Below are 23551 nucleotides of genomic sequence, written 5' to 3'. Positions count from 1 at the left end.
GTCACGCCCGTCGGTGGCCGCCCTCCGACAGGAAACCCAGCCGGCGCGCTTCGGGATACACCACGCTCTCTTCCAGCGCGATGTGCTCGCGGTAGAGCGTGCAGTAGACCTCCGCGGCAGCGGCCAGGGCCGGGATGTCGACACCGCCTATGCCATAGGCTACGGCATCGAGTTGCGGACCCAGTTCCAGCCAGTCCTGCTCGAGCCAGCCATGGTCCTGTTGCAGGCGGCGCACGTGTTGGACCAGATCGGCATCTGAGCTGGCCAGCAGGGCCGGGAAGACGGCGCGCTCTTCCTCTGCGTGATGGGCCCGGCCGGTTTCGTCAAGGAAGCGGGTGAGCGAATGCGCGATCGCTCGCAACTCGGGCGTTGCACCCTGTTCAGCGATGTCACGCAACAGGCGGGTCAGCTGGTCCAGAGCCAGCAGCAGATCGCGGTGCGTCGCTGACAGCACCTCGGGCAACGGCAGGGGCGGAGTTGGCGCCCTGGCGGGGCGAGCGGCGACGGGAACGAGTTGCATGACGAACCTCCTTGGATGGCTTCGGCGCATTCTTCGGGGTGCCCGGCACGGCCGGATTGAGGCCCGTCAACCTGGGACCTTCGGGTCGATGCTTTTTGCATCCCGGAATTTTCAATTCGCATTGTGAAATCGGTGCATGCTGCATTGCAGCACTGTTTTTCATCATGAAACCCAGGAATCCGCATTGCGAAACTTATGACGCAAGTCATTGATTTTGCTGGTGCAAAATTTGTGTCTTATATAAGACATAAGTCTTCCATCGGCGCTGCCGTCGTCGTACGCTTGAGCCCAGCAAGTTCCAACTTTTCCTGCCTCTGAAGGAGATCGACATGACCCGACTGACCCGCGAACAACAAATCGCCGCCCTCGAAAAGGACTGGGCCGAGAACCCGCGCTGGAAAGGCATCAAGCGTGGCTACACCGCCGCCGACGTCGTCCGCCTTCGCGGTTCGCTGCAGATCGAGCACACCATCGCCAAGCGCGGCGCCGAGAAGCTGTGGAACTCGATCAACACCGAGCCGTTCGTCAATGCGCTGGGTGCCCTGACCGGCAATCAGGCGATGCAGCAGGTCAAGGCCGGCCTGAAGGCGATCTACCTCTCGGGCTGGCAGGTGGCCGGTGACGCCAACTCCAACGGCGAGATGTACCCCGACCAATCGCTGTACTCGGTGGACTCGGTGCCCAAGGTCGTCAAGAAGATCAACAACACCTTCCAGCGCGCCGACCAGATCCAGTGGAGCGAAGGCAAGGACGACATCGATTTCTTCGCGCCCATCGTGGCCGATGCGGAAGCCGGTTTCGGTGGCGTTCTGAACGCCTTCGAGCTGATGAAGGCCATGATCGAGGCGGGTGCCGCAGGCGTGCACTTCGAGGATCAATTGGCGGCGGTCAAGAAGTGCGGCCACATGGGCGGCAAGGTGCTGGTGCCCACGCGGGAAGCGGTGAGCAAGCTGGTGGCCGCTCGCCTGGCGGCCGACGTGATGGGCGTGCCGACCATCCTCGTGGCCCGTACCGACGCTGAAGCCGCCGACCTGGTGACCAGCGACGTGGACGAGACCGACCAGCCCTTCTGCACCGGCGAGCGCACCGTCGAGGGCTTCTATCGCACCAAGCCGGGCCTGGAGCAGGCGGTGTCGCGCGGCCTGGCTTATGCGCCTTACGTCGACCTGGTGTGGTGCGAGACCGGCAAGCCGGACCTGGCCTACGCCAAGGCCTTCGCCGAAGCCATCCACGCCAAGTTCCCGGGCAAGCTGCTGGCCTACAACTGCTCGCCCAGCTTCAACTGGAAGAAGAACCTCGACGACGCGACCATCGCCAAGTTCCAGCGCGAGCTCGGCGCCATGGGCTACAAGTTCCAGTTCATCACGCTGGCCGGCTTCCATGCCCTGAACTACTCGATGTTCGACCTGGCCTACGGCTACGCCCGCAACAACATGAGCGCCTTCGTGGAACTGCAGGAGCGCGAGTTCGCTGCCGCCGAGCGTGGCTTCACCGCGGTGAAGCACCAGCGTGAAGTGGGCACGGGTTACTTCGACGCGGTCACGACCACGATCGAGAAGGAATCTTCCACGGCGGCGCTGAAGGGCTCCACGGAAGACGAGCAATTCTTCGACCAGAAGCACGGCTGACAGGACAGCAGCCATGCTCCGCGAGGGAGCGTGTGAGGGACAAGCCCGGCATCCGCCGGGCTTTTTTTGTTTGTCCGGGCCTCTCGCCGGGGCTATTCGACTGCGACCCCGCCGGGTGCCGGGCTCAGCGCAAGCGGCCGATGTATTTCGCCGCCGGCGGCGGCTTGGGCGCTGCGCTGGGCACGGTGCTGCCGGGCAGGGCCACGCTGGATGGAGGGGCGCCGAACAGCGCGCGTTGCAAGCGATTCGCCCAATCGTGCAATTCGGGCCGATCCTGCTCGGCCAACGCCACGCGAATGATCTCGCGCGCGTACTCGGGGCTGCGGATCAACCACTCGACATCCGTTACGCGGCCCATCGCTCGGCGCATGACCACATGAAGGTGCGCTGCGATGGCCAACTTCTCGCTATCCAGCATGGTTCACTCCTTGGACTTGAACGCGGAAAACCTGGCCTGCTCACTCGACCCGCTCGCCGTGCTGGCTCAGGTCCAGCCCGGTCTGCTCTTGCTTGTCATCGATGCGCAGGCCGACCAGGCGGCCGATCAGCCAGAGCAGCAGCGCGGTTGCCGCGGCGCTGTAGAGCAAGGTCGCGCCGGCGGCCATGAGCTGTGCCTCGAGAGAGCCGCGCACGCCGCCGATGAGCGGGTCGGCGAGCCAGCCGGTCATCAGCGCACCGATCAGGCCGCCGACGCCGTGCACGCCGAACACGTCGAGGGAGTCGTCGGCGCCGATCAGGCGCTTCAGTCCGGTGGCACCCCAGTAGCAGCCCAGCCCGCTGGCCACGCCGATGCCCACCGCCGCCATCGGGCCGACGAAACCCGAGGCCGGCGTGATCGCCACCAACCCGCCGACGGCGCCGCTGCACAGCCCCAGCAAGGTGGGCGTGCGGCGCACCAGCCATTCAGCGGCCATCCAAGACAGGGCGGCTGCCGCGGCAGCGAGCTGGGTCACCAGCATCGCCATGCCGGCCCGGCCATCCGCCGCTGCCGCCGAGCCGCCGTTGAAACCCATCCAGCCGACCCACAGCAAGGCGCTGCCCATCATCGTGTAACCCAGGTTCGCCGGCATCAACGCCACCTTGCCGTAACCCTGGCGCGGGCCCAGCATGAAGGCGGCCACCAAGCCGGCTGCGCCCGCGTTGATGTGCACGACGGTGCCGCCGGCGAAGTCCAGCACGCCCCGGGTCGCCAGCCAGCCATCGGCGGCCCACACCCAGTGCGCCACCGGCGCATACACGAGCAACGACCAGCCGCCGATGAACAAGAGCAGGGCGGCAAAGCGCATGCGCTCGGCAAAGGAGCCCACGATCAGCGCCGGCGTGATGACGGCGAAGCTGAGCTGGAACATCGCAAACACAGATTCGGGCACCGTTGGCGCGAGCGGGTGCACCGATACCAGACCCTGCGCCTTGAACAGCCGCACTGTGGCCAGCCCCAGGCTGTCGGTACCACCGAGCCAGGGGCTGCCCGGCATGAAGGCCAGGCTGTAGCCAGCGGCGAACCACAGCAGGCTGACCAGCGCGGTGACGGCCATCACCTGGGCCAGGGTGCCGAGGATGTTCTTCTTGCGCACCATGCCGGCGTAGAACAGCGCCAGCCCGGGGATGGTCATCAGCAGCACCAGCGTGGTTGCACTGATCATCCAGGCCGTGTCGCCAGCACTGAGCTGCGCCATGGGCACCACAGCGGAGCCCGAGGGCAGCTGAGCCCAGGAAGAACTACCCGGCAGCAGGCACGCCACCGCCCCGCATGCGCGCATGCGCATCCCCACGACCCCTCTTTTCATTGCTTGAGCCCAACTTGCTTTGTGCCATGGCTTAGCAAGTTCCAGGCCGGTCCCGCCGGTGCGCTGATCAGCGCGCGGGCGAGCTCCTGGTTACCAACGCGGCGCGCTCACATCGACTGCCGCAGCATCCCGAGGTAGTCGTCCGCGCTGGCCAGGCGGGGGTTGGTCTTGTGGCAGTGGTCGAGCAGGGCGTGCTCGATGATGTGATCGAACATCGACTCGTCGACGCCCATTGCACGCAGGCCGGCTGGCAGGCCCAGCCGGGCGTTCATCGCCCGGATGGCCTCACCAATCGCGCGGCCTTCGGCATCGCACGCGCCCAGGCCCATCGCGTGCGCCATGCGTTGCAGTCGGCTCTCGCGTTGGATGGTTTCGGCACCGGCATTGAAGGCCACGACCGCCGGCAGGAAGACGGCGTTGAGCGTGCCGTGGTGCAGGCGCGGATTGAGGCCGCCGAGGCTGTGGCTGAGTGAATGCACGCAGCCGAGGCCTTTCTGGAAGGCCAGGGCGCCTTGCATGCTCGCGCTCATCATGTTCCAGCGCGCTTCGCGATCCGCGCCGTCGCGCGTGGCGCGCTCGATGTGTGCCCAGCCGCGCGCCAGGCCGTCCAGGGCGATGCCGTCGGCCGGTGGGTTCACGGCATGCGCCATGAAGGTCTCCATGCAGTGGGCGATGGCGTCCATGCCGGTGGCTGCCGTCAGCAGCGGCGGAAGGCCCAGCGTCAGCTCGGGGTCGAGCAGGGCCGCCTTGGGCAGCAGGTTCCAGCTGTGGAAGCCGAGCTTGCGGCCGTCGTCGACGATGAGGATGGCGCCGCGCGCCACTTCGCTGCCGGTGCCGGCGGTGGTGGGCACGGCGAGCAGCGGCGCGACGGCCTCGCTGATCTTCGGGCTGCCGCCCAGGATGGTGGCGTAGTCGATCAAGGGACCGGAGTGGGTCGCGGCGATCGCGACGCCCTTGGCCAGGTCGATGCTCGATCCACCGCCCACCGCGATGAGGCCGTCGCAACGGTGCTGCGCATACACGGCAGTGGCCGCGCGCACGGCAGCCTCCGTCGGGTTGGGGGGCGTGGCATCAAACACGGCGTGCGTCAGGCCTTGCAGCGCGTCCTCGGCCTTGGCCAGCACGCCGGCGGCGCGCACGCCCGGGTCGGTGACGATCAATGGGCGCCGGATGCCCGCACGTTCGCACTCCTGAGGCAGCAGGCGTACGGCGCCGAAGTCGATCTCGATCTGCGTGAGGTACTGGATGCGGGCCATGTCTGGGCAATCCGGTTCGCTTCGATGGAGCCAGTATGCTCAAGCGCTGGTTCCCGCGCCAATGAGGCCCACCCTGAGTCACCGCCCCCCCACCTGCCTGCTCACGCCCGCCATGTCGGGCACGCTGGAGCGCATCCAGCGACTCAAACGGACGCCTTTCCACCAGATGAGCCCGGCCGACGCGCGGGCGGCCTATCAAGGAGGGGCCGAAGTGCTGGAGCCGCCGCGCGCGCCGCTGGCGCGGGTCGAGAATCTTTCGATCCCTGCGGCCGACGGGTCGCCACTGCCGGCCCGCCTGTATGCCCCCAGCCAGGAGCGGATGCCGGTGCTGCTGTACCTGCATGGCGGCGGCTTCGTCATCGGCAACCTGGAGACGCACGACAGCCTGTGCCGCCAGTTGGCCAGGCGCAGCGGAGCGGCCGTGCTGGCGCTGGATTACCGCCTCGCTCCCGAGCACCGTTTCCCGACCGCGGTGGACGACGCCTTTGCCGCGCTGCGCTGGCTGGCCGGCGAAGGCGCCTCGTCGCTGAAGCTGGACGGCTCGCGCCTGGCGGTCGGCGGCGACAGCGCCGGCGGCACACTGGCCGCGGTGTGCGCCATCCTGGCGCGGGACGCCGGGCTGCCGCTCGCGATGCAGCTGCTCATCACGCCCGGGACCACGGCCCACGCCGATACCGGCTCGCACAAGCTCTTCGCCCACGGCTTCCTGCTCGAGAGCGATGCGATCAGCTGGTTCTTCGACCACTACATCGACCGCCGCGACCGCGAGGATTGGCGCTTTGCGCCGCTGAACGCGCCCGACCTGGAGGACGTCGCGCCGGCCTGCGTGCTGCTGGCCGAGTGCGACCCGCTCGTCGACGAAGGGCTCGCCTATGCCGACAAGCTGCGCGCCGCCGGCGTGGCGGTCGAGCTGGACCTGGTGCGCGGCGTGACGCACGACTTCATCAAGCTCGGCCGCGTCCTGAAAGAGGCCGGCCAGGCCCAGGACTTCGCCGCGCGGGCCCTGCGATCCGCATGGAACCACCTGACGCAGGAGACCACGTGATGACGCGCAGCGACTTCCGCTTCCTCGAGCGCCTGAGGGTGCGCTGGGCCGAGGTGGACATGCAGAAGATCGTCTTCAACGGTCACTACCTGATGTACATCGACACCGCGGTCGCCGGCTACTGGCGCGCTCTCGCGCTGCCGTACGAAGAGGTGATGCATCGCCTGGGCGGCGACCTGTTCGTGCGCAAGTCGACGCTCGAATATTTCGCCGCTGCGGCCTACGACGACGTGCTGGACATCGGCGTGCGCTGCGAGCGAATCGGAACGTCGTCCATGCTCTTCGCCACTGGCGTCTTCCGCGGGGAGGAGCTGCTGGTCAGCGGCGAACTGGTCTACGTCTATGCCGACCCCGTGGCGCGCGCCCCGCAGCCGGTGCCGCCGGACCTGCGCAGCACCTTGCTGGGCTTCGAAGCCGGCGAGGCCATGGTGGAGGTGCGCGTCGGCAGCTGGGAAGAACTGGGGCACGACGCCGGCGCCATCCGCGCCGAGGTCTTCATCGAAGAGCAGAAGATCCCGGCCGAAATGGAGTGGGACACGGCCGACTCCGGCTGCGTGCATGCGGTGGCCTACAACCGGCTCGGCATGCCGCTCGCCACGGGCCGGATGCTCGAGCACGTGCCCGGTGTGGCCAAGATCGGCCGCATGGCCGTGAGGCGCCAGCTGCGAGGCAGCCATGTCGGCCGGGCCGTGCTGGATGCCTTGATGCAGGCCGCGCGAGACCGCGGCGAGCAGGAGGTCATCCTCCACGCCCAGATGAGCGCCGAGCCGTTCTACCGGCGTGCCGGCTTCCACCAGCGCGGGCCGGAGTTCGAGGAGGCGGGCATCGCCCACGTGGAGATGGTGCGCAACCTCTGAGCGGGCTTCAGCGAAGGGGGCGGATGAGGCTGCGCACGCGGCGCTTCTTCGCCGGCGGCATGGCCACTTCATCCAGCTCGCTCTCGTCGACCTTGCCCCAGGGCGCGGGTTCGGCGGGCATCGACGGCTCGGTGGACTCCTCGGCCTGGTACTTCGGCGGCCAGTCCTTCAGGGTGGCACGGCGCAGCAAGGGCCGGTCGGCGTTGCCGTTGTAGGTGCGCTCGAGCACGTGGGTCGTCAGATGCTTGCCGGCGCGCTCGGAGATGACGAGTGTCGAGCACCGCGTGCCGTAGGCCCCGTCCGGGGTCCGGATGAAGGCGGGCGAGAGCAGGCGCTCCCGCTCCTTGTCCAGGCCGGTGTAGGGCAGGCGCCCAGGCTCCGCGGGCTCGCCGTCGGCCAGCATCGCGAACAGCTGACTGGCCATCGCGTCGACCGTGGTCTCCTCGCCCGCGGCGCGCAGGGACTCGGCCATGCGTGCCTTCAGCAACTGCACCTTGGGCCAGGGCGCGTCGATGTCCGCGGCGTTGCTGACGACCGTCACGCCCCGCTCGACACGTTGTCCGCAGGCCCGCAGGTTGGTCCCCCAGAAGCACTCGCCTCGCCGGAAGTCGGCCGCGATCAGGTTGAACGGTGCATAGCCCGAAAGCGACACGTGGACCCAGAAGCGGTCCGGCGGCTGGCGGCCCTGCAGCCAGATCGGCACGATCAGGCCGCGCGAGGGGCCGTCCACGACGGCGGGGCCGGGCCGCCGGACGTTGGTGACGAGGGCGAAGCGGCCCGTGGCCGTCAGGCCCATCCAGGTGCCGCCGGCGGAAAGGTCGCGCCCGCCCAGGATCGGATGGGTCTGCCCCTCGGGCGTCCACCAGGCCAGGCGGGCCGCCGGCCGGTGAAAGTATTCATCGCGATTGGCGGCGACGACCAGCGGGAAGCGGCGGCTGACGTCCAGCGCGAGGCCGGCTAGGCACACGACTCGAAGGCTTCGAGATGCCGGGGTCCTTGGAGCCATGGCGCCACGGCGGCGCCGACGACGTGCTCGATGGCCGCGGGCAATGCCGACTCACGACCGGGCGGCCAGTCGTTCGCGACGCTGTAGATTTCGAGCAGGGTCATGGGCTCGTGGGCTCCTGCCGCCGGCGCTCGCTGCATCAAGGCAGCCCGCAGGCCTGGTTGCTCTTCGCACAGCCGGATCTGGGCTCCTCGCACCGCCTCCACGGCACGCGGCAGATCACCGGGCAAGACACGATAGTAGAGGAACCAGCTGCGTTCGCGTGTCCCCGAAACCGGGCTGACGGCGGTCATCTCGCGAGGCTCATGGCAGGCGGCTCGCCCGGGCGGGCGGCGCTCTCAATCGTCGTTCGAAGGCAGGGGATAGGGCAGGGCTCGCGGCTGCAGAAGCGGGCCGTCGGCAGCCCCCAGGCGGAAGGCGCCGGGAGCGCGGGCCAGCGCCAGCTTGACTTCGACGAGCGCGAGCTGCTCGCCAGTCGGCGACCGCGCCGCCAGCGCGACCAGGCCGGCCGGCTGGCCCGGATCCGCGTCGTGGAAGATCTCCTGGCCCTCTTTCAGCTCGGCCTGCGCGCCCGCGGGCAGCGCCAGCAACAGGGCGCGACGCTTCAGCGTGCCGCGGTACTGGCTTCGCGCGACCACCTCCTGGCCGGGGTAGCAGCCCTTCTTGAAGTTCACGCCCCCGACCAGCTCGAGATTCACCATCTGCGGCACGAAGCGGTCCACCGTGGCGGCGACGATCCGCACGACGCCGCTGGCGACCTCCAGCCAGCGCCAGGCCGCCAGGTCCAGCGGCGCCGTGACGGGCGCGGCATCCTCCGCCGGCTGAACCACCAGCCACCGCGGCAGCCCAAGGGCATCCGGCAGGCGGACGGCCTGGCCGGCACCGGCCGGCCGCACGGTCCACGCGGGACCTTCCGGGAGGCCGGCATCGCGCCCGGCCACGCCCCACAAGGCCAGTTCGCCGCTGGCATCGGTGAGCCGGCACTTGGCCCGCAGGACGAACATCGACAGCCGCTTGAGCGTGGCCGGCAGCAGGTCGGCCGAGCAGGCGAGCAGGTAGACCTCGGGCGCCGGCGACCAGACGACGAAACTGGCCAGCAGGCGGCCCTTGGCCGAACAGTAGCCCGCCAGGGCGGCTGCGCCGGACGCCAGGCCGAGGATGTCGCTGGTCAGTTGCCCCTGGAGGAAACTCGCTGCGTCGGCGCCTTCGGCCCGGATGACGCCCCACTCGGACAAGCGCGCGCCGCCTTGGCTGTGTTCGGGGGAAAGGGTGGGCGTGGCGAGGCTGTCGAAGGCGAGTTCAGTCATGCCGACGATTATCATCGCCGACCGATTTCGCAAGCCTCCAAGGGATACGCCACCTCATGTCGTCGTCGAGGAAATGGTTGCGCCGCCTGGTGGTGGCGGCCTTGCTGGCCTTGCTCGCCGGGGCGGCCGCGGGCTGGTGGTGGCTGAACCGCCCATTGCCGCTGCGCAACGAGCGCGCCGAGGTGTCGATCGAGCCCGGCACCACTCCGCGCGAGGTGGTCAACCTCTGGGTCGAGGCGGGTGTGGACGTGCCGGCCGAGGCGTTGTACCAATGGTTCCGCTGGTCCGGCCAGGCGCGCCGCATCCGGGCCGGCAGCTACGAGATCGGCGCCGGCACCACCCCGCGCGAGCTGCTGGACAAGATGGTGCGCGGCGAAGAGACGCTGGAGATGCTGCGCCTCATCGACGGCTGGACCTTCCGCCAGGTCCGCCAGGCCATCGCGGCCGCCCCCAACCTCAAGCAGACCATCGCGCCGCTCAGCGACCAGCAGGTGGCCCAGCTGCTGAACCTGCCCAACGGCGTGGTCGAGGGCCACGTCTTTCCGGACACCTACGCCTACAGCCGCGGCGTCAGCGACATCACCGTGCTGCGCCGTGCGGCGGCGGCTATGGAGCGCCACCTGGCCGCGGCCTGGCCGGCACGCGCCGAGGGCCTGCCGCTGCCCAATCCCGAGGCGGCGTTGGTGCTGGCCTCGATCATCGAGAAAGAGACGGGCGTGGCCACCGACCGCAGCCGCATCGCCGCCGTCTTCGTCAACCGGCTGAAGATCGGCATGCCATTGCAGAGCGACCCGACGGTGATCTACGGCCTGGGAGAGCGCTTCGACGGCAACCTGCGCCGCGTCGACCTGGTAACCGACACGCCCTGGAACACCTACACCCGCGCCGGCCTGCCGCCCACGCCCATCGCCATGCCGAGCCTGGCCTCGCTGCAGGCAGCGCTGCGACCGGAGCCGATCAAGGCCCTTTACTTCGTGGCGCGAGGCGACGGCTCCAGCGTCTTCTCGGAGTCGCTCGACGACCATAATCGGGCGGTGAACCAGTTCCAGAAAGGGCCGAGGAAGTGACGGCTCCCCTGATGGCCCGCGGCCGCTTCATCACCTTCGAAGGCATAGACGGCGCCGGCAAGTCCACCCACATCGAAGCGGTGGCGCAGCATCTGCGCGAGCGGGGCGAGACGGTGCTGCTGACCCGTGAGCCCGGGGGCACGCCGCTGGCCGAGAAGCTGCGCGAGCTCTTCCTGCACGAGCCGATGGATGCCCTGACCGAGGCGCTGCTGGTCTTCGCGGCCCGGCGAGACCACCTGCACACGCGCATCGGGCCCGCGCTGGCCTTGGGCACCACCGTGCTGTGCGACCGATTCACCGACGCCACCTTCGCCTACCAGGGCGCCGGCCGCGGGTTCGACCTGGACGTGCTGGCGGGCCTGGAGCAGTGGGTGCAGCAGGGCCTGCAGCCCGACCTGACGCTGTGGTTCGACGTGCCGCCCGCCGTGGCCGCACAACGCCGCGCGGCGGCGCGCGAACCCGACCGCCTCGAAAAAGAGGCCGAGGCCTTCTTCGAGCGGGTCCGCAGCGGCTACGCGGCGCGATGCGCGTCGGCGCGCGGGCGCATGGTCCGCATCGAAGCAGACGCCGAGCGCGAGCTCGTCCAGGCCCAGGTGCTGCAGGCGGTCGCCAGGGCAGGGGAGCCGAACGGTGCTCGATGAGCGCGACCTGCCCTGGCTCGCGCAGCCGCTGGCGGAATTGCGGGACCACGCGCGCAGCCACGCCTTGATCCTTCACGGCGGCGCCGGGTCGGGCCAATGGGAGCTGGCCCGACGAGCCGCCCAGGCCTGGCTGTGCGAGAAGCCCCCCGGCCCCTGCGGAGACTGCCCCAGTTGCCACCTCGCACTGGCCCGCAGCCACCCGGACCTGAAGGTGCTGATGCCCGAGACTGCCCAGCTGGCGCTCGGCTGGAACGAAGGCGCGGACGAGGGCGATGCCGACGCCGGCGACGGCAGCCGCGGCAAGCGCAAGCCCAGCCGCGAAATCAAGATCGACACCGTGCGCGCCGCCATCGACTGGGCGCACACCAGCTCCAGCCGCGGCCGCGGCAAGGTCCTGCTCTTCTACCCGGCCGACGCGATGAACACGACCTCGGCCAACGCGCTGCTGAAGACGCTCGAGGAGCCGGCGCCGGGCATGCGGCTGCTGCTGTGTGTCCAGGACCCCGAACACCTGCTGCCGACCGTGCGCAGCCGCTGCCAGCGCGTGCGCCTGGGGCCGCCGGATGCCGCCACGGCCGAGGCCTGGCTGGCTGCGCAGGGCGTGGCCGGGGCTCGCGCGCTGCTGAAGGCCAGTGGCGGCGAGCCGCTGGCCGCCAAGGCGCTGGTCGAAGAAGGACTGGACGCTGCGACCTGGGGCGAGCTCCCCGGCCAGGTGGTCCGCGGCGACTCCCGTTTGCTGGCCGCGCTGCCGCTGCCGCGGGCCGTGCGCGTCCTGCAACAGGTCTGCCACGACGCGATGGCCACCGCCGCCGGCGGCCCGCCCCGCTTCTTCGAGGCCGGACAGGTGCCTGGCGGCGCCAGCCTGGCGACCCTGGCAGAGTGGTCGCGCGAGCTGGCCCGGGTTGCCCGGCACGACGAGCATCCCTGGAATGCACCACTTCGTGTCGAAGCTCTCATGACGCAGGGTCAACGTGCCTGGGCGCGGGGCTGATCCGGCCCTCCGCTGGTTACACTCGCCGGCATGACCGACGTCGATGGCCGCCCCAATCCCGTTGCAGCGCCCGGCGCGGCCCGCCCGAGCGTCATCCAGCTGGTGTTCCGTGAGAAGGGCGCGCTGTATGCCGCCTACGTGTCCGTCTTCTCCGAAGGCGGCCTGTTCGTTCCCTCGACTCGCGAGTACCAGCTCGGCGACGACATCTACCTCCTGCTGTCCTTGCCCGGCGATCCGCAGCGCTACCCCGTGGCCGGCAAGGTCGGCTGGATCACTCCTGCCAACACGTCCGGCGGCCGCACCCAGGGGATAGGCGTGCGCTTTCCCAGCGACGACAAGACGCGCCAGCTGAAGATCAAGATCGAAGAGATCCTGGGCACCTCGCTGCAGTCCGCCAAGCCCACCCAGACCCTGTAAGTGTTCGTCGATTCGCACTGCCACCTGAGCTTCCCGGAGCTTCAGGGCCGTCTCCCGCAGATCCTGGCCGACATGCGAGCCGCCCGAGTCGCGGCGGCGCTTTGCATCTGCACCACGCTGGAGGAGTTCTCCACCGTCCAGGCGCTGGCCGCCGGGCAGGCCAACCTCTGGGCCAGCGTCGGCGTCCACCCCGACACCGAAGGCCTGGCAGAGCCCAGCGTCGAAGAGCTGTGCCGCCTGGCCGCCCAGCCCAAGGTCATCGCCATCGGCGAAACCGGCCTCGACTACTACCGCCTGAACGGTCGAAGCGTGGCCGAGATGGAATGGCAGCGCGAGCGCTTCCGGGTGCACATTCGCGCCGCCCGTCAACTGGGCCTGCCGCTGGTCATCCACACCCGCAGTGCCAGCGACGACACCATCGCCCTGCTCAAGGAGGAGGGCGCCGGCACCGAGAGTTCGGGCATCGGCGGCGTCTTCCACTGCTTCACCGAGACGATGGAAGTGGCCCGCGCCGCGCTGGACCTGGGCTTTCACATCTCGTTTTCCGGCATCGTGAGCTTCCGCAATGCCGCGGACCTGCGCGAGGTGGCGCGCTTCGTGCCGATGGAGCGCTGCCTCATCGAGACCGACAGCCCCTACCTGGCCCCCGTGCCGTACCGGGGCAAGACGAACAGCCCGGCCTACGTGCCCCACGTCGCCACCGTGCTCGCAGCAGAGAAAGGCGTTGACGCCGAGGAGATCGGCCGCGTCACCACCGCGAACTTCGAGCGCCTGTTCGGCGTCAAGGTGCCCGCGCTGGCTGAAGGCGGCTCGTCTTGACGGGCCCGCGTCTCAAGGCGGCTCGCAGAGCTCTGCTTGCCGGCACCGGCGGCCTGCTGATGCTGGGCGCGACGGGCCTGGCGCGCGCCGGCTCCTACGAGGACTACTTCCTCGGCATCGAGCTGGACCGGGTCGGCATCGTGCGGCCGCTGCTGGTCAAGGGCTTCGACGTCAACGCCCGCGATCCTCAGGGCCAGCACGGCCTGTACCTGGCCCTGCGCGAGAACTCCAACGAAGTCGCCGACCTGCTGCTGACGCATCCCGGGCTGGAGGCCGATGCCACCAACAAGGCCGGCGAGACGCTGTTGATGATGGCCGCGTTGCGTGGGCGGCTCGACACCATGCGCGCCTTGATCGCCCGAGGCGCCGCCATCAACCGCGAGGGCTGGACGCCGCTTCACTATGCCGCCTCGGGCAACGACGCCGCCGCGACCCGCGTGCTGCTCGACCTGGGCGCCCACGTGAACGCGAGGGCGCCGAACGGCAACACGCCGCTGATGATGGCTGCAGGCTTCGGCAGCATCGATGCCGCTGAAGTGCTGGTCCGCCACGGCGCGGACGTGACGCTCCAGAACAAGGCCGGCACCACCGCGAGCGAGTTCGCCCGCCGCGCCGGGCGCGATGCGCTGGCCGATCAGCTCGACAAGATCGCGGCCCGCGCCCGCCCCTAGGCAAGAGCCCGCCGCATCCCCCGTTCGCGGCCGCCGGATCCCTCAACAAAGGGATGCGATGTCGCCGGCGAAGGCGCATCATCCGCGTCGCGCCCGCCCAGCGCCGGAGGGATGTTGTGAGTTACCTGCCCGGCTTTCGGTTCGATCTTTTCCTGAGCTATCGACACGATGCGGATCAAGGGCCCGTCAAGTGGGTGAGCACCTTCCGCGAGCGCGTCCACACGAGCCTGAAGAGCCGGATCGGCGACGTCGAGATCTACAAGGACGACCTGAACCTCGTCGGTAGCGACCACTGGCGTGAGCGCATCGTCGAAGCGCTCGACCATTCCGCGATCTTCGTCGCGATCCTCAGCGGCACGTACTACCAGTCGTCCGAATGCCTCTTCGAACTGGAGAGCTTCCTGATGCGGCTGAAGGAATCCAACGACAGCCCTTCGCGCCGCCGCGCCCTGTTGCCGGTTCTCAAGCATCCACCCGCCGCGGACGAGCCCGTTCCGCCGGAGATCCAGGCCGCCCAGCACGTGCAGTTCTTCGACTACGACCCGCCCGGCTCGCGGCTGGTGCGCGAGTTCGACCTGGGCGCCTCTCGCGAGGCCGCGCTGCAGTTCGAAACCGCGCTGCAGCGCTTCGTGGCCGAACTGGAGGTCAAGCTCAACGACATGCGCGGCGTGGCCTCCCAGTCCATGGGCACGGTCTTCCTGGCCGACGTGGGCATCGACCAGAGCGTCTCGCGGGACAAGATCAAGGCCGACCTGCGCCAGCGCGGCTACACGGTGCTTCCCGCGGCGGCGAAGTACCTGTGGACCGGCGACCACGTGCTCGACCAGGTGAAGGCGGACATCGCGAAGGCGGACCTGTGCGTCCACCCGATCTCGGCCGCCTGCAGCGGAAACCTCGACATCCCGCAGCGCAGCCGCGTCCAGCTCGACATGGCCGTCGAGGCGATGAGGGCCGCCGGCAAGCCGATGCCGGTCGTGTGGATCGAGCGCGACGCCAGTCCCGACGAAGGCGCGCGTGAGCTGGTGCAGCACGTGAAGACCACCCTGGCCGACCAGGGTGTCGACCACTGGTCGGGCAGCATGGAGGATTTCAAGACCGACCTGGTGGCTCGGCTGGAGGCGCTGCTCGACATGCGCAAGGCCGCGGCCCTGGAAGTGGCGATGGTCTTCGAGGCCAAGGACGTCGAGGCGACGCCCGAGCTGAGCGACCTCCTGGTCGGGCTGTCGATCGAGCCGGAGCGGGTCAAGCTCGACGGCACGAGTCCGCGCAATCCCGCCCTGGCCGCCAAGCTGGCCACGCGCAAGGGCTTGCGCTGCGTGGTGCTGTGGGCCGGCGAATCGGAAGAGTGGTTGAGCGAGCTGATGGACAGCGAGGTGCTGCGGCCCTTCCTGGGCAAGGACAGCCTGTGCATCTACTGCGTCCAGCCCTACACCGCGGACAAGCGCGCGTTCCGGACCGGCCGCGCGCAGATCATCCTGGGCACGGCCGATGACCACCTCGGACAGCTCCGTCGGTTCCTCGGCAACGATTCAGTGCAGTGAAGATCGACCCTGCAGAGCTCGCCAACCTGAGCCCGTTCCCGGGCTTGCGGCCGTTCTCGCAGAAGGAGGCGGACCGCTTCTTCGGCCGCCGGCAGCATGTGGCCGAGCTGGCGGCGATGCTGCACCAGGTGCGCTTCATCGCCGTCTCCGGCACCTCCGGCTGCGGCAAGTCCTCGCTGGTACGCGCGGGGCTGCTCGATGCGCTGCAGAAGTCTTCGGCCGAACCCGGCGCCGCGGTGAAGTGGCGCACCGCCTTGCTGCGCCCCGGAGGCCGGCCGAGCTACCGCCTGGCGCAGGCGCTGGTGGACGTCCTCTGGCCCCGTCGCAGCGAGGACGAGGCGCTCACGCTCTACGGCGAGCTCAACCTCGGCGGGCTGGGGCTGGTGGACATGGTCCGCCGCGCCCGCCTGGCAGACAACGAGCGCCTGCTCGTCGTCGTCGACCAGTTCGAGGAGGTGTTTCGCTTTCGCCAGTTGCCCGAGGCGAAGACGCTGCGCGACACGACCACGCCCCTGAGCCTCGACGAGGCCACGGCCTTCGTCAAGCTGCTGCTCAACGCGGCCGAAGAGCGCGACGGAAAGATCAGCGTGGTGATCACCCTGCGCTCGGACACGCTCGGCGGCACCGAGGAGTTCCGCGGCCTGCCGGAGGCGATCAACCGCGGCCTCTACATGGTGCCCCGCCTGACGCGCGACCAGCGCAAGGAAGCCATCGTGGCGCCGGTGCAGGCCCTGGGCTTCCAGGTGGCGCCCTCGCTGGTGCAACGCCTGCTGAACGACGTCTCGGACAGCTTCGACGACCTGCCGGTGATGCAGCATGCCCTGTCGCGCACCTGGCGCCAGTGGTGCCTGGCCAGCGGAGGCTCCCGGCCCATCGACCTGGGCGACTACGAGGCCGAGAACGTGGGCACCGCCCGCAACGCGCTTTCGATCCACGCGGACGAGGCCTACCACGAGCTGGAGGACAAGGGCCTGGGTCGGGTGGTGGAAAAGGTGTTCCGCGCGTTGACCGAGCGCTCGGGCCAGGCGCGCGGGCTGCGCCGGCCCTTGCCCTTCGACACCCTGTGCCAGGTCGTGGGTGGCGCGGCCGAGGACGTCGCCGAGGTGGTCAACCGTTATCGCTGCAGCGATACCGCCTTCCTCACGCCGTCCAGCAAGGTCGACCTGAAGACCAACCCGGTCATCGACATTTCCCATGAGAGCCTGATGCGCCAGTGGCGGCGTCTGATCGACTGGGCCAATGCCGAGCATGGCGCCCGGACGCTGCTGCTGCGGCTGTGCGACGCCGCCGATCGCGGCGCCGAGCTGTGGCGCGGCCGTGAGCTGGAGGAGGCCCTTGAATGGGAGCAACGGACCAAGCCCTCGGCCGCGTGGGTCGGACTGTGCCTGCGGCTGTCCGATGGCACTGCCGTGTGGCAATCCGCCCGCGAGTTCCTGGACAACAGCAAGGCGGCCGCGCAACGCAGCCGTCGCGAGCGCCAGGTGCTCAAGGGCACCCTGATCGGCCTGACCGGCCTGACCATCCTGGTGCTGCTGGTCGCCTTGCTGACCGAAATGCGCTCCGCCGTCCGCGTGCAGGCGGACGGCCTCATCAGCCGAGCCGAGTTGGCGGTGGGCACCGAGCCCGCACGTGCCGCCCGGCTGGCGCGGCGGGCGTGGGAACTCGATCGCGACAGCCCCAAGGTCGAGCAGATCCTCAGGCGCTCGGTCGTCGCCCTGGAGACCGCCCACCTCAAGAAGGAGATCGACCTGCAGTCGCCGGTGGTCGACATCGAGCGCAACGCCGACCGGTCCATCCTGGCGATATCCACCGCCCACGAAGTGACCCTTTTCGATGCGGCCACCTTCGACCGGCTCGGCCCGCCGGTCAAGCTGGACATGGCGATCGACCACGCCTGGCCGGCCGGCGATGGGCACATGCTCGTGACGTGGACCCGCAAGCCGGGCGCCCTGCGAAGCGGCGTGATGCTGCACCGCCCGGGCCAGGCCGCGGGCCACGAGATTGCCTGCGTGCGACCGACGGCGGGCCCGGCCACCGCGGTGGCGCTGAGCCCGGATTCCACCCGCGTCGCGATCGCCTGTGCCGATGGCGGCATCGACCTGTGGGATCTCACCCAGCCGGCCTTGCTGCGTGAGACCCTGCGGCCGGCCTCCGAGACGCCGGCGATCCACGTGCTGGCCTGGTCTTCGGACGGCGTCTACCTTGCCAGCGGAGACACCAAGGGCGGCCTGGCGATCTGGAAGGCGGGTGTCAAGGGCTCCTGGATCGACATCCCTGCGTCCGCGCTCGGCAAGGGCGAAGGCTCGGATGCGGCCATCCGTGACCTCGCCCTGCACCGCGCGGCGGGTCAAGATTGGCTGGGCGTGGCTTCCGACAGCAACTACGCCACCAAGCTGTCGCTGAACCTGGACGCCCGGCGGGTGGACGAAGGCCCGCAAAGCCGCCGCGCCTACGACCACGACAGGCCGGTCACCGTGGCGCGGTTCTTCGTCCGCGAGGACCGCAGCACCAGCCTCATGACCGTGAGCGACAAGCGCATCTGGTTCTGGGAGGACGAGAGCAAGCAGCGGCAGGTCCGCCGCCACGAGGACTGGATCAACGACGCCGAGCCTTCGCCCAACGGCGAATATGTCGTCTCCGCCAGCGACGACGGCACGGCCCGCGTCTGGTCCACGCGCGCCCGGGCGCTGGTGGCTGAACTTCGCGGGCACCACGACGTGGTGACCAACGCCCGCTTCGGCCGGGACGAGACCGAGATCATCACCGCCGGTCGCGACGGCACCGTGCTGGTGTGGACCGTGAAGCCGCCCCAGGTGCTGTGGTCCAAGCGCAACCGCTGGGTGATGAGCGCTGCGGTCAGCCCCGATGGCCAGACCGTGGCCATCTGCGGAGAGCGGCAGGGCGCGGTGGAGGATTCGCACAGCTGCGACCTGGTGCCGTGGCAGGCGCCGACGCCCTCCGGCACGGTGTCCATGGGCGAGGTGCAGCGCGATGGTGCCGACACCGTCAACCAGCTGTCGTGGAGCCCGGATGCGCGCCGCGTCCTGGGCCGCGCCTTTGCCTCCGACATCGACCAGAGCGAGCGCGTCGTGGTGTGGACGGACGCCGGCCGCGACGTGACGCCCCGCTGGCTCAATGACTGGGCCAAGGCGGCCTTCGCTGCACAGTCCGGCCAGGTGCTGACCCTCGATTCCGGCGGCAAGATCGCCGTGTGGGCGCCGGGCGCCCTGGAGTCCGACGAAGCGCCGCAGAAGGCCCTTTGGCGGCGTGATGCCAAGCCCGGGCGGCGCCTGGCCGCCATCAGCCCGGACGGTCGCTGGGTGGCCGTGGCCAGCGAGGCCAGCAACGAAGTGACGCTGATCGACAGCCGCGGCGGCGCGGACACCATCCTCGGCAGCCACGGCGGCGAGATCAAGTCGATGCAGTTCAGTGCCGACGGGGAACGCTTGCTGACGACCAGCAACGACCGGACGGCCCGCGTGTGGTCGACCCTGCACCCGACGAAGTACGTCTCGCTCGAAGGCGGCCACCGCGCCAGCCTGTCGTTCGGCAGCTTCAGCCCGGACGGCAGCCGCGTCGTGACCGCCAGCGCGGACAACACCGTTCGTGTCTGGGATCCCTTGTCCGGCCGCGAGCTGGTGTCGCTGGAGTGGCACCGCGAGGGGGTCAACGAGGCGCATTTCACGTCGGACGGCCGCTCGCTGCTGACGGCCAGCGACGATGGCAGCGTCAAGCGTGGTGCCTGCAGCGCGTGCGTGGACGAGCTCGGCGAAATCGTCAAGCGGGTCGACGAGCTGGCCCGGCTGCCAAGGAAGGACGCCGACGCCCTGGGCAACGAACTCGTCAAGGACACGCCGTGGTATCTCGCCTGGTTCAAGCCCTGACAAGGGGCGGTGCCGCCGCCGTCAGTCTTGTCAGGTTTCTTCCGACAAGCCCTTTGTCTTTCTCCCGACTGTGACGGCGGCGAGGGCGGTCCTACAGTTCGTCACATCGCGGCACGCCGGTTTACAGCACCGCCGCAGACCGGGAGACCCCCATGCGCCAGACCCAGATCCAACCGAATCCGTTCACGATGATGACCGACCCCGAGGCGATCCTGCAGGCGGTGGAGGCGTCCGAGCGGTTGAGCGGGTTGCAGCGCCGCGTCTGCCGTCCGCTGGATCGCCCGCTGATCCCGAAGAAGGGCCGCGCCGCCGATCTCGCCGCCTACGACCAGGAGATCGACCTGGCCGAAGAAGACGGCGCCGCGCTCGGCGACTGAACCGCCCGCGCCCTACGGGGTGGGCGACGAGCCCGCGCCAGCCGGGCGCAACAGGGCCAGCGCCGAACGCGCTGCCCGACCGGCTTCACGGCCTGCCTCGGCCGTCACCTTGAGGCGCCAGCCCACCCACGCCGCCATGTCCTCGGCCGGCGAGACGGGCGGCATCTGTTGCCAGGCCTCCGCCTGCACAGCCGGTCCCGCGGCACCGGCCTCGGACGCCGGCCGCACGACGAGCGCCGAACGCAGGGCCTGCAGGGCCCGCTCCATCGCCGCTGCGAGCGCCGCCTTCTTCTCCGGCGTGGCGCTTGTCAATTCCTCCCTCATCCGCATCAGCCTGAGCATGGACAGGTGCGCCATCAGGCGCTGTCCCTGGTCCAGGAACCTCGCCAACTCGGCACGTGGCGGCTGTACGCGCGCAGGCTCGGCGCTGCTGCGCCTCAGCGCGTTGGCCACGGCTGTCAAGGCGTCGTAGGCGCTGCGGCGCGCCAGGCGCTGCGGCAGCGCCTGTGCCGCGTCCGGGCCGAGGGCGTGATCCGCATAGTCCTTCAAGCCCTGCAGGGCGCGTGAAACGGCCAGGGGCAGCAGACGCCGCTCCCAGGCCGGCAGCACATAGCTGAAGCCCCAGGCGAGCAGGGCGCCCAGCACTGTGTCGGCCAGGCGCTCGGCGAAGGGGATGGGCACGGACGGGTCCGTCAGGTGCACCTGCAACAGCGACATGACGGTCGCCGCCATGGCGGTGACCAGGTAGAAGCGAATCGCGAAGCCGTGCGCAAGCCCCACCGCCGCGAGGAACACCACGGTCTGCACCTGCAGGGGAGCCACCCGCTGGATCAGCAGCAACAGCAGGCAGCCGAGCACCGTGCCCATCACCCGGGCGTTGCGCCTGGACAGCGTCTGCTCCAGGTTGCCGCGCAGCACGACCGCCACGCTCAGCACCAGCCACTGCGGGTGCGAGGCCCAGGGCAGGGCCAGGGCCAGGTAGTAGGCGGTCGACAGCGCGGCCGCCGAACGCAGGGCGTGTCGCATCACCGGCGAAGCCAGGGTGAACTGGCGGCGCAGGGCCTCCATGGGCCAGCCCTCGGGCGAGACGAAGTGCAGCAGCTGCTCGCGGGCCAGGGGCAGATCCTCGTCGGCGCCGGCGCACAGCGCCTGGATGCGCTCGACGTCGCGGTGCAGGTGCCGCGCGCGGTTGGCCAGCGCCGGCAGCAGGCGGCGCCGCGGGTCGTCGGCGGTCAGGGCGGCAGAAAGGGCACGCAGTGCGTCTTCTCCCGGTGGCGAAGGCGGCGGCAACCCGGAGGCGGATCGCTCCACGCCTCGCAGGATGCGCTGGACGCGCTCCAGGGCGGTTGCCGCCGCCTCCAGGTGCTCACCGAGCCAGGCCTTGAGCTGCCGGGCCGGCTCGTCATCGCCCAGGCGCTCGTGGTCCAGCAGGCTGGCGAGCAGCACATCGCGCAGGTCTATCGCCCGCAGGAGCATGGCCGACTCGCGATGCCCAGGCCCGGACTCGGCGGCGGCGAAGAGCAGATCCCTCGCGGCCTGCAGGCGATCGGCCAGCTGGGTCTCCTCATCCACCCACGCCTGCAGGCCGCTGCCGGCAGGATCCGGCGCGGCGAGCATGCGGGCGCGCAGGCGGAGCAGGGCGGCCGAGTCGGCCAGGGCTTCGGCCAGGGCCAGCCGGCCGTAGCGGCGCTGGAGCAGGGCCGTGGTGAGCAGCGACCACACGAGATAGGCGGCCGAGCCGGCCACGTGCCAGGCCACCAGGACGGCGTGGTCCTGCGCCGGTGGAAGCGCCATCGTGAAGACCATGGCCAGCACCGGCGTGAACGCGACCGCGCCGGCCCGCGGACCCCACGACAGCATCATCGCGCCGACGAAGGCCAGGGCGGCGACGACGATCCCCAGCATCAGCGGGTGCGTCGACAAGGTGCTGACGCCCAGCACCGCCAGGCCTCCCAGCAGGCCCGCGGTGGTCACCTTGCGCCAGCTGCGCCCGACTGTGTCCGGTCCATCGGCAAGGCTCGCGTAGATGGCGCCGCTCGTGGCCCACGCGCCGGACTGGACGCCGAAAAGGGCGGTTGCGACGAGGTGGATCAACGCGATGCCGAGAGCGACCGTGCCGCCGTTGATCACGTGCGCCGGCAAGCGGTGCAGAGGTCGCGTGTAGTGGTACGAGGAAGTCACGGTGCGTGAGGGTAGCGCGGGTGGCGTTGGATGCGCCGTTCGCCTTGTTCGCCGGCGCGCAGCGTCGGTCTGCTCGCCGACAGCATGGACCCGCTCCGATCGATTCGTGGCCTAGCGTCCAGCGGGCGGGTCGAACAGGGCCCGGAAGGCCGAGGCAGCGGCCGCCCGGCGATCGTCCTCGTCGGGACGTACGGCCTGCAGCCCTGCCATCTCCTTCGCCCGCAGGCCCTGGGTGCGGCGCTGAAGCAGCCGGCCGATGAAACGCTGCTGCACTTCACGCTGGGCGAAAGCCGCCGGATCACGCGCATAGGCGATGGCCTGGCCCGCGAAGAGCGTGCGCACGTCGCTGCTGAGCGGCGGGTGCAGGGCCAGGGCTTCGGTGGCGTCCTTTTCCGCGTCGTCCTGCATCTGCCGCGTGAAGCGAAGCACCTGGCGAACCGGCAGAGGATCCCCTTCACGGGTTCGCTTGAAAGCAGCCAACGGCTGGCCCATCAAGGCCTTCACCACCGCCTTCGCGTCGTCATCGAACGCCGGCATCGCGTGCGGGCCGGGATGGGCCTGCTGCCAGCGCGCGGCCAGGCGATCCGCAGCCAACGCGAACCCGCCGGGAACCTCCGGCTCGTCGAGCGCCCGCACGGCCGCCACGAGCGCGCCCACGCGCAGGGCGTGGGTCGGATAAGAACCCCATCGCCCGAACGCGTCGGGCTGCACCTGCGTGCCGACATCCGCGCTGCCGATCAGGAGATCGACCAGGGTCTCGGCGAAGGCCGGGCCACAGCAGAGAACGCCCCAGACATCGGCAAAGACCTCGCTGCGCCAATGCACGGACCAGGCCTGCCGGCGCGCTTCGTCCGCCTCGGGCAGCGCGGCGTCGACCAGCGAGCTCAAGGTCCCCTCCAGGCCGAGGTCGTCCTCGATGAGATGGCCCACCTCATGGCCTACGAAGACCGCATCCGGCAGGTGGCCGGCCTGGGTCCAGGGGATGCCGATCAGCGGCACGGGCATGGTGCGCAGGTAGGGCTCGAAATCGTCGATCTCCTGCAGCAGGCCGCTGCCCTCGTCGAGCTCGTAGCCGCGCTCTCGCGAGCGGGCAAACGGGCTCCAGCGCGGGTTGGTGAAGACCAGGGGCGGCAGCCGTGCTCGTTGCGCAGGCAGCCAGCCGCTGGCCAGGGCAAGGTCGTGTGCCGGTCGATAGGCCTGCCAGGCCAGGTCATCGATGAGATCCAGTGTCTGGCGCAGCGTGGCCTGCACGCGCAGCGACCACTTGGCGCGGTAGGTGTCCCAGATCTGCACGGCCGCCAGGATGCGGCGCTCGAGCGACTCCACCACGGCGAGCGGCGCATCGGGTTGGAGATCGTCCACCTCCTTCGACAGCAGCTTGTGCAGCTCGTCGATGCCTTCGCACACCTCGGCGATCTGCGAATGGTGCAAGGCGAATCGCGCGGCGGCATTCTGGCTGTCCTGACGCCACGCGGTGGTTTCCAGCTGCAGCACCGACAGCTTGGACCGCAAGGCCAACAGGCGGCGTTCGGACACGGTGGCGGCCATGGAAATCG

21 protein-coding genes are annotated in these 23551 nt (G+C 69.9%); 12 read left to right on the top strand and 9 right to left on the bottom strand.

The genetic code is table 11. The features are described 5' to 3' along the window. Position 1: 1 nt before the first annotated feature. Positions 2 to 520 carry a hemerythrin domain-containing protein gene (locus ACS5PM_RS12325; RefSeq protein WP_439387927.1) on the bottom strand — a complete coding sequence of 173 codons (519 nt, stop codon included), beginning with the start codon at positions 518 to 520 and terminating at the stop codon, positions 2 to 4. 329 nt (positions 521 to 849) lie between these two features. Between ACS5PM_RS12325 and aceA the strand changes: the two genes are divergently transcribed. Beyond that, complete coding sequence (gene aceA / locus ACS5PM_RS12320) at positions 850 to 2148, top strand: isocitrate lyase (protein ID WP_439387926.1); 1299 nt, start codon at positions 850 to 852, stop codon at positions 2146 to 2148. A gap of 124 nt (positions 2149 to 2272) precedes the next feature. Here the strand turns inward: aceA and ACS5PM_RS12315 are convergent, their stop codons facing one another. The 3 genes from ACS5PM_RS12315 to gbd form a co-directional block, all read right to left on the bottom strand. Further along, the gene (locus tag ACS5PM_RS12315; RefSeq protein ID WP_439387925.1) at positions 2273 to 2566 is read right to left on the bottom strand and encodes a hypothetical protein; all 294 of its coding nucleotides are present in this window, start codon (positions 2564 to 2566) and stop codon (positions 2273 to 2275) included. Between the two features lie 40 nt (positions 2567 to 2606). Continuing rightward, the gene (locus ACS5PM_RS12310; protein ID WP_439387924.1) at positions 2607 to 3914 is read right to left on the bottom strand and encodes an ammonium transporter; all 1308 of its coding nucleotides are present in this window, start codon (positions 3912 to 3914) and stop codon (positions 2607 to 2609) included. Between the two features lie 128 nt (positions 3915 to 4042). Further along, positions 4043 to 5191 carry a 4-hydroxybutyrate dehydrogenase gene (gene gbd, locus ACS5PM_RS12305; RefSeq protein ID WP_439387923.1) on the bottom strand — a complete coding sequence of 383 codons (1149 nt, stop codon included), beginning with the start codon at positions 5189 to 5191 and terminating at the stop codon, positions 4043 to 4045. A gap of 61 nt (positions 5192 to 5252) precedes the next feature. Here gbd and ACS5PM_RS12300 point away from each other — a divergent pair, with 61 nt between their 5' ends. Together ACS5PM_RS12300 and ACS5PM_RS12295 are read left to right on the top strand one after the other, a co-directional pair. After that, a complete protein-coding gene (locus ACS5PM_RS12300) occupies positions 5253 to 6236 on the top strand; it encodes an alpha/beta hydrolase (RefSeq protein WP_439387922.1) in 984 nt (327 codons plus the stop codon). Further along, the gene (locus ACS5PM_RS12295) at positions 6236 to 7093 is read left to right on the top strand and encodes a YbgC/FadM family acyl-CoA thioesterase (RefSeq protein WP_439387921.1); all 858 of its coding nucleotides are present in this window, start codon (positions 6236 to 6238) and stop codon (positions 7091 to 7093) included. Before ACS5PM_RS12300 ends, ACS5PM_RS12295 begins: the two co-directional genes overlap by 1 nt. Positions 7094 to 7100: 7 nt before the next feature. Here the strand turns inward: ACS5PM_RS12295 and ACS5PM_RS12290 are convergent, their stop codons facing one another. The 3 genes from ACS5PM_RS12290 to ygfZ are packed head-to-tail and all read right to left on the bottom strand — an operon-like array spanning position 7101 to position 9406. Continuing rightward, positions 7101 to 8060 (bottom strand): NRDE family protein, encoded by a 960-nt coding sequence (locus tag ACS5PM_RS12290; RefSeq protein ID WP_439387920.1) that lies wholly within the window; start codon positions 8058 to 8060, stop codon positions 7101 to 7103. After that, the gene (locus ACS5PM_RS12285; protein ID WP_439387919.1) at positions 8051 to 8392 is read right to left on the bottom strand and encodes a DUF4936 family protein; all 342 of its coding nucleotides are present in this window, start codon (positions 8390 to 8392) and stop codon (positions 8051 to 8053) included. Before ACS5PM_RS12285 ends, ACS5PM_RS12290 begins: the two co-directional genes overlap by 10 nt. Positions 8393 to 8437: 45 nt before the next feature. Further along, positions 8438 to 9406 carry a CAF17-like 4Fe-4S cluster assembly/insertion protein YgfZ gene (gene ygfZ / locus ACS5PM_RS12280; protein ID WP_439387918.1) on the bottom strand — a complete coding sequence of 323 codons (969 nt, stop codon included), beginning with the start codon at positions 9404 to 9406 and terminating at the stop codon, positions 8438 to 8440. 56 nt (positions 9407 to 9462) lie between these two features. Here ygfZ and mltG point away from each other — a divergent pair, with 56 nt between their 5' ends. From mltG to ACS5PM_RS12235, 9 genes are all read left to right on the top strand, one after another. Next, positions 9463 to 10473: an endolytic transglycosylase MltG gene (gene mltG, locus ACS5PM_RS12275; RefSeq protein WP_439387917.1), complete on the top strand. Its 1011-nt coding sequence runs from the start codon at positions 9463 to 9465 to the stop codon at positions 10471 to 10473. An 11-nt stretch (positions 10474 to 10484) separates the two neighbouring features. Further along, entirely contained in the window at positions 10485 to 11114 is a 630-nt protein-coding gene (gene tmk, locus ACS5PM_RS12270; protein ID WP_439388203.1) for a dTMP kinase, read from the top strand. Next, on the top strand, positions 11104 to 12105 hold the full coding sequence (locus ACS5PM_RS12265; protein ID WP_439387916.1) for a DNA polymerase III delta subunit-related protein: 1002 nt from the start codon (positions 11104 to 11106) through the stop codon (positions 12103 to 12105). Before tmk ends, ACS5PM_RS12265 begins: the two co-directional genes overlap by 11 nt. A 30-nt stretch (positions 12106 to 12135) precedes the next feature. Further along, positions 12136 to 12522 carry a PilZ domain-containing protein gene (locus ACS5PM_RS12260; RefSeq protein ID WP_439387915.1) on the top strand — a complete coding sequence of 129 codons (387 nt, stop codon included), beginning with the start codon at positions 12136 to 12138 and terminating at the stop codon, positions 12520 to 12522. Further along, complete coding sequence (locus ACS5PM_RS12255; protein WP_439387914.1) at positions 12523 to 13341, top strand: TatD family hydrolase; 819 nt, start codon at positions 12523 to 12525, stop codon at positions 13339 to 13341. Next, on the top strand, positions 13338 to 14012 hold the full coding sequence (locus ACS5PM_RS12250) for an ankyrin repeat domain-containing protein (protein ID WP_439387912.1): 675 nt from the start codon (positions 13338 to 13340) through the stop codon (positions 14010 to 14012). The genes ACS5PM_RS12255 and ACS5PM_RS12250 overlap by 4 nt, the downstream gene beginning before the upstream one ends. A 116-nt stretch (positions 14013 to 14128) precedes the next feature. Continuing rightward, on the top strand, positions 14129 to 15553 hold the full coding sequence (locus tag ACS5PM_RS12245; protein WP_439387911.1) for a toll/interleukin-1 receptor domain-containing protein: 1425 nt from the start codon (positions 14129 to 14131) through the stop codon (positions 15551 to 15553). Further along, complete coding sequence (locus ACS5PM_RS12240) at positions 15550 to 19437, top strand: NACHT and WD repeat domain-containing protein (RefSeq protein ID WP_439387910.1); 3888 nt, start codon at positions 15550 to 15552, stop codon at positions 19435 to 19437. Before ACS5PM_RS12245 ends, ACS5PM_RS12240 begins: the two co-directional genes overlap by 4 nt. A gap of 152 nt (positions 19438 to 19589) precedes the next feature. Beyond that, positions 19590 to 19814, top strand: coding sequence for a hypothetical protein (locus ACS5PM_RS12235; protein WP_439387909.1), 225 nt, complete (start codon positions 19590 to 19592; stop codon positions 19812 to 19814). A 12-nt stretch (positions 19815 to 19826) separates the two neighbouring features. Here ACS5PM_RS12235 and ACS5PM_RS12230 read toward each other — a convergent pair whose 3' ends face one another. Beyond that, complete coding sequence (locus ACS5PM_RS12230; RefSeq protein WP_439387908.1) at positions 19827 to 21995, bottom strand: FUSC family protein; 2169 nt, start codon at positions 21993 to 21995, stop codon at positions 19827 to 19829. A 111-nt stretch (positions 21996 to 22106) separates the two neighbouring features. Continuing rightward, positions 22107 to 23543 (bottom strand): hypothetical protein, encoded by a 1437-nt coding sequence (locus ACS5PM_RS12225; RefSeq protein ID WP_439387907.1) that lies wholly within the window; start codon positions 23541 to 23543, stop codon positions 22107 to 22109. Positions 23544 to 23551: the final 8 nt, after the last annotated feature.

It is taken from the genome of Ideonella flava, from assembly GCF_051857595.1.
GTDB lineage: Bacteria > Pseudomonadota > Gammaproteobacteria > Burkholderiales > Burkholderiaceae_C > Ideonella.
Note: the sequence above shows the minus strand (reverse complement) of the source record. Positions and strands in the feature narration are given on the sequence as shown.

What these genes read in the sequence shown, in the direction of transcription:
- ACS5PM_RS12260 (WP_439387915.1), top strand. Translation starts at nt 12,136, where the DNA reads ATGACCGACGTCGATGGCCGCCCCAATCCCGTTGCAGCGCCCGGCGCG.
- ygfZ (WP_439387918.1), bottom strand. Translation starts at nt 9,406, where the DNA reads ATGACTGAACTCGCCTTCGACAGCCTCGCCACGCCCACCCTTTCCCCC.
- ACS5PM_RS12225 (WP_439387907.1), bottom strand. Translation starts at nt 23,543, where the DNA reads ATGGCCGCCACCGTGTCCGAACGCCGCCTGTTGGCCTTGCGGTCCAAG.
- ACS5PM_RS12295 (WP_439387921.1), top strand. Translation starts at nt 6,236, where the DNA reads ATGACGCGCAGCGACTTCCGCTTCCTCGAGCGCCTGAGGGTGCGCTGG.
- ACS5PM_RS12325 (WP_439387927.1), bottom strand. Translation starts at nt 520, where the DNA reads ATGCAACTCGTTCCCGTCGCCGCTCGCCCCGCCAGGGCGCCAACTCCG.
- ACS5PM_RS12300 (WP_439387922.1), top strand. Translation starts at nt 5,253, where the DNA reads ATGAGGCCCACCCTGAGTCACCGCCCCCCCACCTGCCTGCTCACGCCC.
- ACS5PM_RS12310 (WP_439387924.1), bottom strand. Translation starts at nt 3,914, where the DNA reads ATGCGCATGCGCGCATGCGGGGCGGTGGCGTGCCTGCTGCCGGGTAGT.
- ACS5PM_RS12235 (WP_439387909.1), top strand. Translation starts at nt 19,590, where the DNA reads ATGCGCCAGACCCAGATCCAACCGAATCCGTTCACGATGATGACCGAC.
- aceA (WP_439387926.1), top strand. Translation starts at nt 850, where the DNA reads ATGACCCGACTGACCCGCGAACAACAAATCGCCGCCCTCGAAAAGGAC.
- tmk (WP_439388203.1), top strand. Translation starts at nt 10,485, where the DNA reads ATGGCCCGCGGCCGCTTCATCACCTTCGAAGGCATAGACGGCGCCGGC.
- gbd (WP_439387923.1), bottom strand. Translation starts at nt 5,191, where the DNA reads ATGGCCCGCATCCAGTACCTCACGCAGATCGAGATCGACTTCGGCGCC.
- mltG (WP_439387917.1), top strand. Translation starts at nt 9,463, where the DNA reads ATGTCGTCGTCGAGGAAATGGTTGCGCCGCCTGGTGGTGGCGGCCTTG.
- ACS5PM_RS12315 (WP_439387925.1), bottom strand. Translation starts at nt 2,566, where the DNA reads ATGCTGGATAGCGAGAAGTTGGCCATCGCAGCGCACCTTCATGTGGTC.
- ACS5PM_RS12285 (WP_439387919.1), bottom strand. Translation starts at nt 8,392, where the DNA reads ATGACCGCCGTCAGCCCGGTTTCGGGGACACGCGAACGCAGCTGGTTC.